This is a genomic window from bacterium (assembly GCA_024228115.1).
Classification (GTDB): Bacteria; Myxococcota_A; UBA9160; order UBA9160; family UBA6930.
The window spans coordinates 1-11,107 of the sequence record JAAETT010000474.1; the positions used below are offsets into that span (position 1 = coordinate 1).

General features: G+C 63.2%; 8 protein-coding genes. 2 read left to right on the plus strand and 6 right to left on the minus strand.

Going from position 1 to position 11,107, the window contains the following annotated elements; all coding sequences use genetic code 11:
* Nucleotides 1-159: 159 nt before the first annotated feature.
* Nucleotides 160-1,020 carry a helix-turn-helix domain-containing protein gene (locus GY937_20450; GenBank protein MCP5059082.1) on the minus strand — a complete coding sequence of 287 codons (861 nt, stop codon included), beginning with the start codon at nt 1,018-1,020 and terminating at the stop codon, nt 160-162.
* Between the two features lie 442 nt (nt 1,021-1,462).
* Between GY937_20450 and GY937_20455 the strand changes: the two genes are divergently transcribed.
* A complete protein-coding gene (locus GY937_20455) occupies nt 1,463-1,684 on the plus strand; it encodes a hypothetical protein (GenBank protein MCP5059083.1) in 222 nt (73 codons plus the stop codon).
* A 357-nt stretch (nt 1,685-2,041) separates the two neighbouring features.
* Nucleotides 2,042-3,229 carry a cation:proton antiporter gene (locus tag GY937_20460; protein ID MCP5059084.1) on the plus strand — a complete coding sequence of 396 codons (1,188 nt, stop codon included), beginning with the start codon at nt 2,042-2,044 and terminating at the stop codon, nt 3,227-3,229.
* A gap of 217 nt (nt 3,230-3,446) precedes the next feature.
* On the opposite strand, the gene GY937_20465 is transcribed toward GY937_20460, so the two are convergent.
* The 5 genes from GY937_20465 to GY937_20485 form a co-directional block, all read right to left on the minus strand.
* Nucleotides 3,447-4,718 (minus strand): acyl-CoA dehydrogenase family protein, encoded by a 1,272-nt coding sequence (locus GY937_20465; protein ID MCP5059085.1) that lies wholly within the window; start codon nt 4,716-4,718, stop codon nt 3,447-3,449.
* 79 nt (nt 4,719-4,797) lie between these two features.
* Nucleotides 4,798-5,961 (minus strand): NAD(P)/FAD-dependent oxidoreductase, encoded by a 1,164-nt coding sequence (locus tag GY937_20470; GenBank protein MCP5059086.1) that lies wholly within the window; start codon nt 5,959-5,961, stop codon nt 4,798-4,800.
* Nucleotides 5,962-6,102: 141 nt separating this feature from the next.
* Nucleotides 6,103-6,762 carry an MFS transporter gene (locus GY937_20475; protein MCP5059087.1) on the minus strand — a complete coding sequence of 220 codons (660 nt, stop codon included), beginning with the start codon at nt 6,760-6,762 and terminating at the stop codon, nt 6,103-6,105.
* Between the two features lie 291 nt (nt 6,763-7,053).
* Nucleotides 7,054-10,131, minus strand: a complete 3,078-nt coding sequence (locus GY937_20480) for a tetratricopeptide repeat protein (protein MCP5059088.1) — start codon at nt 10,129-10,131, stop codon at nt 7,054-7,056.
* 496 nt (nt 10,132-10,627) lie between these two features.
* Nucleotides 10,628-11,005, minus strand: a complete 378-nt coding sequence (locus GY937_20485) for a DUF4332 domain-containing protein (protein MCP5059089.1) — start codon at nt 11,003-11,005, stop codon at nt 10,628-10,630.
* Nucleotides 11,006-11,107 lie beyond the last annotated feature (102 nt).

An 11,107-nucleotide genomic window follows, 5' to 3' on the forward strand; every position in this document is an offset into this window, starting at 1 on the left:
AGTGTCCACCCTCAAACCAGGGTCGCCGAACTCACGCCGCGCCTCTGGAAAGAGAACTTCGCCGACGCTCCCCTCGGGCCCCTGACAGGCTGAGACCCCGCGATACGGGCTGCAACCACGTCCGAGGCTGGCCGCTTACGGGAGTACTGCAGGACCGGACTACTCGAGGAGCTGCACGCGACAGGTTTCCTGGAGACGCCGAACCCTTCTGGAGATGACTGCCGGATGGCGGCCTTCGACCTCGGCGATGCTGCGCTGTGAGAGCCCTTCCATCAGGAGTTTGAAGACCCGCACGTGCTCGGAACCGAGTTCGTCGATCGCGCCCAGCATCCGGCGCAACCGATCCGTCAGATCCTGACTCGGCAGGTGTGCAGGGGGAAGCGCCGAGACGAGCCAGGCATTCCGTTCTCCAGGGGTTCGTTCCAGTTCTGCACCGCAGATCGCTCTCGCAGCCTCGCTGGCCAGGCTCTGGCCACCGCTGGGTGCGTGCATCCCCAAGGCATCGGAACAGTGCCGCGTCATCAGTCGACTCTGCCGCTGCTGCTTGCGCTGAGACTCACTGATCCGCGCCCGGGTTCGCGCGATGAAGATCGATCGCGCCGAGCGCGTGCCCTCGATCAGGCTCATGCAGTCCCGCCATCGGTGGGAACGCCACAGCGTGTCGGCCAGGCCGGCGCGATCCCCGTGGTAGCGCGGATGTGTCTCCAGTTCGGCGAACGCCTCATCGTATCGCGCTTCGGCGAGGAGCACGCGAACGCGCGCAGTGGAGCGTGTGCAATCGAGCCACTCGGGTATCCAGGATTCAAATGCCCCGGCGAAACAGGCGCTCGAAATCTCGTCGGATTCGACATCCGGGTGGCAACGCACGACGATCGGAATGACATCCCGCTCGAGCAGCGCGACAAGGTTCTGCCACGCAGGCTCACTCGATTCGAGGCCTTCCAGGAAGCTGGCCAGCCGTACGCAGTCTTCGGTGCCCGGGTGTGCGCGAAAGGCACGCTTCAACGCAATGGGATTCATGGTCAGCTCCGGTCCAGATGCGAGCCAGGACACCGGCCACGACCAGCAGGACTAGCTGGGCGGATTGAAGGCCGGCGCGCTCGTAGAGTGATTCGACGCTCGGCCAGACGGCCGAGCAGGGGTGCGCTAGGAGGCGCTACTCACGTGTCGAATTTTCCAGACGGAATTGACTATCACGGACTCAGATCCTCGAGTTGCTCCCCGAGAGGGCGGGCACTCGCGTCGGACCCCTCGGTGGGTCCTGGAGGGCGGCAAAGCCACGGCCTCCTCAGCTCTAAACGGGATGAGCACCGCGAAACTTGCGCCGATCGGATCATTTTTTCAAGCACTGAATGAGAAAACCAACGATTCCGGTTAGTTGAGTCGCCCATCCCTTGGAAGCAAAAGACCTGTGCATCCCGAGGGCAGGCGGGACCCCTGAACCTTCCGAAGGGAGGTCCCGATGAAGAGCGGCGACGGCAGTTTCCGGCACGCCAGCAGACATCCGATCGCGCGCCCGATCGTCTCGCAGGCCACAGCGGCCGCACCCACCCGGTCGGACCGGGCCGGGCTCAGCAAGCGCGCTCAGCGTCGCTTCGAGGCGAGCAAGGAGCGGCGACGCAGGCGCAAGGAACGAAAGCACACGAGCCAGACGCAAGGCGGTTGCGACACCCGATCCAGATGAATCGCCTACAGCCCTGAGGTCCCCGGGGAGTTGTGATCATCTGGGCTTCCAGGACATCGAAGACCGCTTGTTCGGACTATCCGTCCGCACCTCTATCCGTCCGCACCTGGATAGGAGTTTCAACAGGGGATCCCTACAGATCCACGGCCGACAAGGGGTTACTTGACAACTAACCCCCGGGAAGAGCGAGGCTCATCGCCAACGCTGCAACCTATTGGGCGGCGCCGATGATGAGAGCAATCTTTCCTTCGAGCCGTGCCATCAGGGGACCTCCACGTCGAGGGTGCGAACCTAGCCCGTTTTCGGTGCGCTTCGTCTTTCGCTGGTGAGGATGGCATCGTAGCCTCTTCGGCGCAGATGGAGACAGCTCCCGACAACGTGGCCCGGATCCTGATTGCGCTGGGCGTGATCTTCCTTGCGGCCCTCGCCTTCGACGCGATCGGCCGGCGAACACCGCTGCCCCGCGTGACGATGCTGTTGCTGTTCGGCTTCGCGGTGGGTCCCTCCGGCCTCGACGTGTTGCCCGAGCTCAGCAAGGCCTGGTTTCCGGTGGTCTCCGACATGGCCCTGGTGATGATCGGCTTCCTGCTCGGTGGGCGACTGACGCGGGGGAACTTGCGTGAGCGTGGGCGGCTGGTGGTCGTGCTCTCCCTGGCCGTAGTCGCCGCAACCGTCGCAGTCTTGTGGCTGGGCCTCCTGGCGCTCGGCGTGCCGGGAGCCGTTGCGCTCCTTCTCGCGGCGATCGCGACGGCGACTGACCCGGCCGCCACTGCCGACGTGGTGCATACCCATGGCCGGGAGACCCCGTTCACCGACACGCTTCTCGCGGCCGTTACCGTCGATGACGTGTGGGGCCTGGTCGTCTTCAGCCTGGCGTTGGCCCTGGTGCTGCTCGCCCAGGGCGACGGCGCGTCAGGGGTGTTGTTCCACGGCCTCTGGGATCTGGGCGGAGCGCTGGCTCTCGGTGTCGCGCTCGGCGTGCCGATGGCGCGTCTGACCGGGCGCATCGATCCTGGCGAGCCGAGCCTGTACGAGGCCCTGGGCCTGGTATTCCTCTGTGGTGGCCTGGCGCTCTGGCTCGACGTTTCGTTCCTGCTGGCATCGATGACGCTAGGCGCCGTGGTTGCGAACCTGGCGAGCCATCACGATCGTCCATTTCATGCGATCGAGGGCATCGAGTGGCCCTTCCTGATCGTGTTCTTCGTACTGGCCGGCGCAGCTCTCGATCTGGGCGCCCTGGCAGAGGCGGGCCCGTGGCTGATCGCGTACGTCGTCCTGCGCGTGGTCGGGCGCCTGCTGGGAGGCTGGCTCGGTGTGGCCCTTCTCCGCGTCGGTACCGGGATGCCGGAGCTGCGCCAGATGGGCCTGGCCATGCTTCCCCAGGCCGGAGTCGCTCTCGGCATGGCGCTGGTCGCCGCGCGGAACTTCCCGGACCAGGGTGGGGCCATTCTTCCGGTGGTCATTGCTGCCACGGTGGTGTTCGAGGTCATCGGGCCGTTGGCGACGCGTTGGGCGATTGCGCGAGCTGACGTGTCGGCGGCTTGATCGATGAATTCAGCCGACTCCGCGGGTCGTGTAGCGTCAGGCCCGGGTCTTCGAAGACCAATGATCCTCGGGTAGCCCGGCCTTCTTCCAGAGTGCGCCGACGAACCTTCCTCTTCGTCGTCTTGGCGTGGATGGGAAGCGCATGATCGAAGGCATCCCTTCGTGAGTGCGCAGCTCGAGCATCAAAGACCGCTTGTTCAGACCATCCGCGCGCGAGTCAGTCCTCCGACACGCCTTTGGGCGCGCGCTGTTTCATGAATCCGAACATGTAGCCGGCAACACGGCGCATCTGGATCTCTTCCGCACCTTCCGTGATGCGGTAGCGGCGGTGGTGGCGATAGATGTGCTCGAAGGGCTTGTGTCGCGAGTATCCGAGGCCTCCGTGGACCTGCATGGCGCGATCCGCGGCGTCACAGCAGAGTCGGTTTGACCAGTAGTTGCACATCGACACCTTGTCCGAGACGGAGAACGCTCCGTAGGTGTCCATCTGCCAGGCGGTCTTGTGGATCAGTGCTCGCAACATCTCGCATTGCGTCTGGAGCTCGACCAGCGGGAACTGGATCGCCTGGTTGGTCGAGAGCGGCTTGCCGAAGGGGCTTCGGACCTTCGCATACTCGACCGACTCGTCGATGCAGAACTGCGCGGCACCGAGGCTCGAGGCCGCCTGCCGAATGCGATTCTCGTTGAAGAAGTGCTGGACCACTCCGAGTCCGCGCCCTTCACCCCCGAAGATCGCCGAATCCGGAACCTTCACGTTGGTCAGCGAGACGTGACCGTGATCAGTCGGCATGTTGAACGTCCACAGCATCTCTTCGACCTCGAAGCCGGGGGCGACCATCGGGACCATGAAGGCCGTGATCCCGTGTGCGTCGCCCGCCTTGCCGGAGGTGCGGGCGAAGATCAGGTCGTAGGGGGCGCTGTGGATGCCGGTATTCCAGGTCTTCTCCCCGTTGATGCACCAACCGTCTCCATCCCGGACCGCGACTGTTTCCATGTGGGTCGCATCGGATCCGTGCTCGGGCTCCGTGATTCCAAAGGCGAAAGACCGGCGGCCTGCCAGGATCTCGGGAATCCACTCGGCTTTCTGCTCTTCCGTGCCGTGCTCGATCATCAACAGCAAACCGACGTTGTTGCCGACGATTGAGTGCTCGTTCTGCAGGTCGCAGTGAAGCCCGAGCCCCTTGGCCGCGAGGTGCTCGCGGATGACGGCCATGTCGAGGTTGGTTCCCTCCTGGCCGCCGTACTCCTTGGGATAGGGGTATCGGTAGTGGCCGGCGACATCGGCCCGCCGACGAGCTTCCCGCAGCAAGGCCTCCCATTGGTGATCGGGCAGACCCGCACGATCCCAATCGGTACGCGCGTCCTCCCGCCTGTGATCGAAGAAACGGATGTTGTCGTCCTGCTCCTCGAGCGGTTTGATCTCCCGCTCGATGAAGGAGTCGAGCTCTTCCAGGTAGGTTGCCAGTTCTCTGGGGATGTCGAAATCCATGGTGATCTTCCAGGTTGCGCAGCGCGTGCAGGATGTTCTGTCGTGATCGGACGTCGAAAGGGCGAGATCCGCGGGCGGATCACGGAGGCAACAGTCTCAACTTCTCGAGCGGTCTGAACCGGTTCATGAAGCTGTGGTACTGCATCTTGAGCCCGGCCATGAGCATGCTTCTCTTGAGGTGCTTCTTCAGCGCCTCATTCGTGGCGAACTGGTCGATCTCACGGTGCTGATTCTTCCGGGTCTGCGTGACGATGGTGTTCGCCAGGTCTGCGTATTCCTGCAGGGCGTCCGTGCCCTTCTCGTCCGACCGGATGATGGCTTCGGCTGCAAATCGCCCGGAGAGGGCGGCCGCATCCTGTCCGACACCCCTCACACCATCCAACAGGCCGGCAGCATCCCCGACCATGAGCACTCGTCCCTCGCCCAGCCAGACCCTGTCTGCAGATTTCATGTCGATTGCAGTCAGGAACTCCTCGGTCTCCACGATCCTCCCGCGGAGTTCGAACTTCTTCCGGACGTGCTCATAGAAGAGCTGTTGTCGCTCCCGGATGTCTCCCTCGACACATCCGGTGCCGATGCACCAGTAGTCTTTCCCGTCGTCGAGGGTCTTGGTGTAGATCCAAGCGAACATGGCATCGCTGAATTCCAGGTCCCAGAACTGGTAGAGCGTGTTGGGATCGAGGTTGGCGTCTCCGTCGACGTAGTAGTTCATGCCGCCCCCGGAGGCGTTCTCCCCGAAATCCTGGGGGCGGAGCTTCCGCCGGATGGGAAGCGAACTCAGGCCCGTGGCATCGATGACGTACCGGGCACGTATCCTCTCCGGCTCCTCGCCTCGGGATTGAATCGTCACCGCGAAGCCGTCGGATTCCGCATCGTGATCCAGATAGGTGCATTCATCCCGGAACTCCGCTCCGGCGTCCTGGGCGAGGATGTTCAGCCAGTGGTCGAAGGTCTTTCGCATGTAGTTGAAGGCTTTGAACGGCGCCGTGAAGCTCGATCCGTCGTGGTAGTACATCGCCGTCTTGGTGACTTGATGGTTGCACAGCCGCTCCCTGGGGATCTTCACACCGAGGATCCGCTCGAAGTACTCGAACTGGATCCCGGAGCAGGGCTTGGTTCGCGGTGTCTTGCAGCGTTCGATGAAGAGGGTCTTCAGGCCTCCTCGGGCGGCAAAGCGGGCGGCTGCCGATCCGCCCATGCCTCCTCCGGCAATGAAGAGGTCGTACGGCTCTGTTGTCTCCATGCGTTGCATGATATCGACCCTTCTCGCAGACAGTGGCTCGCTGCGGAAGAAGAGGATGGGTGCCGAACTGCACTGGGCCGCCATCGGTCGCCGTAGCCACAGATCCGCCAGGGATTGGTCATCCCTGGGGCACCTCGGACGTCAATAGCCGCTTGTTCGGGCTATCCGCCGGGCGTCGAGTTCTTGGCGGACGGCTCGGTGCTCGGCTTCATTGAAGCTGAAGCGCGTGAAGATGATGGCGCCAATCACGAAGCAGATTGCCGGGAGGGCGCCGAACAGCAGCTGGATTGCGAGTTTCGCCTCCTCCGTCTGCTCGACGTTGGGCTCGAAGCCAACGGTCTGCAGCACCCAGCCCGTGATGAAGGCCGTGACCGATGCCGCGCATTTCCGGACCAGGTTCCAGACCGCCAGGTACGCGCCTTCCTTGCGCTCGTGGGTCAAGAACTCGTCGTAGTCGATGATGTCCGCTTTGATCGACGGCGCGACCACGGCCCCGCAGCCGCCCGCGATGCCGACCGATATCGTCAGCACCCAGATCGCCGGTCCTACCTCGGTGATGAACGCGAAGCCCGCGAACGCCACAGCCGAAATCACCATCGACGTGAGCCAGAGCTGCTTCTTTCCGAAACGGTACGAAAGCCGAATCCAGATCGGAGTCAGGACAAACTGCGGGATCGTGTAGGCGAGCAGGATCGGAACCATCATGTTCTGCATTGGGATCACGTACTCGACGAGGTAGGGAATGAGCATTCCGATGCTCGCGGCTCCGAACGTCTCGATCCCGAAGACGAGCAGCAGCAAGCGAGTGCTTGTTGCGCACGATGTCGGCGAACGCTCGAACGATGTGCTGTCCGCCGCGCCCCTGGTAGTCGGCTCGCCCGGGCGAATGGAGAAACCGGACATCTGAATTTGGGCCCAAACTCGGTCGGACATCGCGCTAACAGCACCCGAGGTGGCGTTCCCAGGCCTGCCGGGCTGCGCTCGACGGGCTCCCGGGAATACGAGATCTCTGGCAACGACGGCCCGAAGCTCTTCGATACGGCGGAAGCGCGAGACGGTTGTCGAACGGGCGACCCTCGGCTCAGCTCCGGGCTACTGGACCCCCGGAACCGCCAAGGAAGCATCGGACAACGGAACACCTTGCTCATAGAGCGCCAGGTTCTTTCGTATGGGCTCGAGCAAGGCGGAGATTCGTGCTTCCTTGGCGATCTTGATCGCGGTCCGAGCCGTGGCGGTGGCCTGATCGAATTGGCCCGCCGCTGCATACGCGGCAGCAAGCGTGTCGAGTACCGCGGGGTCGCGACCGCCGCTCAGCTGGTTGGCGTGTTCAGCGAGCCGGACCGCTTCATCCCCGTCGCGCACGGCCGGGTCCGGATGAGCGGCCAGGATCCAGGCCAGGTCATTCAGTGCCCGGAAGGCATCCGGATCGAGCTTCAACGCTCTGCGCAGCTCTCTCGCTGATTCCGCGCCACGGCCCTGGGCCAAGCGCGCCGAGCCGACGATCTGATATCCGGCCGGGTCTTCCGGTTCCAGGCGAACGAACTTGCGCGCCGTATCGATCGCCTCTGCCGGACGACCCTCATTCAGATGCGCCGTGGCCAACATCAAGAGCGGCAGAGGCTGTTCGGGCGCCAGCTGCAGGCTCTGTTTCAGCGCCTGGACCGCTTTGACCGTGTTTCCGACCTCCAGGTTCCGCTCGATGTAGCGCTGCTCCTTCGTGAGTGCTTCCCAATCCGCCGTCGAGTACTTCACGGCGGAGTCCGCGCGCACCTGATGGAGCGGGAACTTGGGGACCCGGTAGCTCAATCGGCCCAGATGGGTCACGACCGGTTCCATCTCTTCCGCGACTTCCGGCCATTGCCGACGAACCTCGTCGAGGACCTCGACTGGGTCGTACCGGATCTCGGGCAGCTGGTCTGGCCCGAGGTACAAGTGCTCGAGGTGATTGTTTTCGTCGCTGATCAGGTCAGCGTCACCGTAGTGCCCGCGAAGCTCACCATCCGTTTGCACGATACGGGCATACAAGTCCAGCGGTTCGTCCACGTGGATCCGGCGCATGTCTTCGACCACATGAGGCATCGTGTCGAAGCGCTGCCGAATTCGCTCCAGATCGAGCGGCGCGCGCCCACCGATCAGCAGCAGCTCTTCTGCAATGCCGCTGATCATCAGCGTATGAGGAAAGACCTCGGTAAAGGTTCGAACGGCGCGTTCCATGGCTTCTGCCGGGAGCTGGTAGGCAGGCAGCCATTGGCTCATCATCCCGTCCGGCGTCAGGTGTGCAAGCACGTCGCTGTAGTACTCGCGTGAATACAGTCGGTAGACCCCCGCTGCCATCGGCGGCGGCGGCTCACTGGTGATGAGATCGAATCTCGCGGTGGTCAATGCGAGATAGGCGCGTCCGTCATCGTGGATGAATCGGACTCTCGGATCGAGATGCACGCCGAAATGGGTCTCCTCGAATACGGGTGCGGTCTCGAAGACCTTCTCGTTCAGATCGACGACATCGATCTGCTCGATCGTGTCGTGCATTGCGATGGCTGATGCGGTGTTGCCGACGCCAAAGCAGATCAGTAGCGCTGCCTTCGGGTCCTCCTGCGCGAGCAGCGGAACGTGCGCCATCAGTCGCATGTAGGTCTGCGGCCCCGAGCCCGTGCTGGACATGCCCAGGTTGCCGAAGAACAGGCGCTTCTCATGTTGCGCGTCGAGCACGAACGTGGTTACCGCGCCGTTGCTCATCATCGACGTGACCGGTTGCCTTGTCGGCACGAATCTGGGATTGACGGAGTCGTGGTCGAAGCCGCTCGGGACGACTACGCAGCCGGCCAGGAATACCGCCAGCGCTGCAGATGGTTTCCACGGCTCGAGCCGCCGGCCGTCGCGCAGCAGCAGGCCGGTTCCACAGATCAGCAGCACAAACAGCAGTTTCATCGAATAGAAGATGCTGACTCGCGGGGCAATCAACGTGAACCCGACCATTCCGATGCAGAACGCAATCGTGTTCAGGCCGTAGGCGAGGCCGAGATGCTGTCGGTTGGTCTGGATGCGGTTGCAGGTCCACGGCAACAGCAGGGAAATCAGGAAGAACGATGGCAGGACGTAGAGGCCCGCGAACATGAACAGCTGCAAGGCGCTCGTCGGGAACATCGAGACCGAAAGCGCTCCTGCCGATGCGGAGAGCCCTTCGTCGAGTGAGTTGACGATCGGGTAGGTGAAATGCCAGGCCAGCCCGTAACAGGCGATGGCTAGCGCGAATGCCGCCTTGATGTGCGCCAGCCCCAGCCGCGGCGAGAGCCGCACGACGGTACTCCCCAAGAAGATGCCGACGACCGCCCAGAACGAAATGGCCGGCATCGCCGCTCCGGGGTTGTTGACGATCGCGAACGTGATGCGTTTGAACATGTCGCCTTCGAGCGCTCCGGCCAGCAGGCCGCTCAAGGTCGCAGCCGTCAGCAGCATGCCGCGAGCGGCGGGATTGGGTTCTTTCGCACGCCGTTTGGCGACCCGTTTTTCGTTCGGTGGTTGCGACATCGACTGCGGGGCACCTCCGGACACCAGGAAGTACAGGCCCAGCGCTGCGTTGATGGCGGCCATGAACCAGAACGTCGTGCTGTGGCCGACCCACGGCAGTAGCAGGAACTGGCAGCCCAACACGCCGATGCAGGCGCCCAGCGTATTCACGGCATACAGCGCCGACGGGAAGCGGTCGCCGCCGGGTTCGGCGACGAACAGATTGGATAGCAACGGGAACGTGGTGCCCATGAAGAAGCACGGAATCAGAATGCACGCCATCGCGACGAGGACCTGTCCCGCCTGGTAGGACAGGTCCTTGACCCAGATGCCGTCATCGAGGTGGTATGGGAACGTGCCCCACAGGTCGGCCGGCAAGGCCCCGGCCAGCAACGTCAACAGTGCCGTCAGCGCCACGAGCAGTTCGACCCCGCCGTAGACCTGCAAGCCGTCCGGCGAACGGTTGAAAGGCCGACTCAGCAAGCGAATGAAGCGCTCGCTGCACAGTGCGCCCAGACCCAGACCGCCGATGAAATTGCAGACGACCAGCGCGAACGTGAGATTCGTTGCGCCGAACCAGTCGGTAAAGATCCGGAACCAGGCGACCTGGTAGCCCAGGCTGACGAAGCCGGACACGGCATAGACCAGTAAGAGGCGCAGCATGCCGGTTGGTTATCCCAGATGCGGTTCCCGATGCAAGCGCGCGGCGTCGCAGGACCTTCCTTCGCCCCGCTCGCCAAGCGTCGAGCGCCAGGCGGATAGGCAGAAGCAGTGGCTTGTCTGAGGTCCGACAAGGCTCGAAGTGACAGCTCCCCGTGTAGTACCAGAGTAGAAAGGTCTCTTTCGGACGTGATCGACCTCGTCAAAGAGCGACAGCGCGAGCACACCGAAGCGAAGAATGCGAAGTCCTCAACGACGACCCTGCGTGAAGCGTGTCTGTTGCGCGCAGGAGGGCACCAGCGGACCACGACGGGCTCCTCGGAAGAGGCTCATCGCCTACGGTGCAACCGCATATCGGCCCGGTGTTGCCGCTGGTCGTCATCCCGAGATAGACCGCGTAGGTGGTCAGGTTCTTGACTGCGTGCAGGAGGTCGTCCGGCGCGGGATCGACGACGCGGCCGAGGTAGGCAGCGCCTGGCTGCTCTTACGAGTCCATTCGTCAGTGGGTGATGACAGGCTCCATCGTCTTGGCCTTCTCGATCCACTCGGTGACGTGCGCCAGTGACGGGGTCGCCTTCGCGAGCTTCTTCTCGTCGTTGATCTCCTTGATCCTGGCGGCGAGGTTCTCGGCATTGCGGGTGCGCAGCTCCTTGATCGTGTCGACACCGGATGCCTTGAGAATCTCGGCGAACTGCTTGCCGATGCCGGACACGCGCATCAGGTCGGCCATGTTGGCCCAGTTGAGGATGTGGCTCTCACTGATGCCGGTGCTCGCTGCGATCGCGCCACGGCCCTTCTTGTCACAGCAGCTCTCGAGAAAGTCATCGGTCGTGTTGATGCTGTTGGCGATCACGAGAAACCGTAGAAATCTGATCATCTAGCCGTGGTCGCGCGCGAGTGCTGGTTTCTCGTCAGAACGGCGAATCGGTGTCGGTCGGATCGGTGTCGAGTTCGCGATCGAGAGCCGCGAGGTAGTGTC

What these genes read in the sequence shown, in the direction of transcription:
- GY937_20470 (MCP5059086.1), bottom strand. Translation starts at nt 5,961, where the DNA reads ATGGAGACAACAGAGCCGTACGACCTCTTCATTGCCGGAGGAGGCATG.
- GY937_20485 (MCP5059089.1), bottom strand. Translation starts at nt 11,005, where the DNA reads ATGATCAGATTTCTACGGTTTCTCGTGATCGCCAACAGCATCAACACG.
- GY937_20465 (MCP5059085.1), bottom strand. Translation starts at nt 4,718, where the DNA reads ATGGATTTCGACATCCCCAGAGAACTGGCAACCTACCTGGAAGAGCTC.
- GY937_20460 (MCP5059084.1), top strand. Translation starts at nt 2,042, where the DNA reads ATGGAGACAGCTCCCGACAACGTGGCCCGGATCCTGATTGCGCTGGGC.
- GY937_20450 (MCP5059082.1), bottom strand. Translation starts at nt 1,020, where the DNA reads ATGAATCCCATTGCGTTGAAGCGTGCCTTTCGCGCACACCCGGGCACC.
- GY937_20480 (MCP5059088.1), bottom strand. Translation starts at nt 10,131, where the DNA reads ATGCTGCGCCTCTTACTGGTCTATGCCGTGTCCGGCTTCGTCAGCCTG.
- GY937_20455 (MCP5059083.1), top strand. Translation starts at nt 1,463, where the DNA reads ATGAAGAGCGGCGACGGCAGTTTCCGGCACGCCAGCAGACATCCGATC.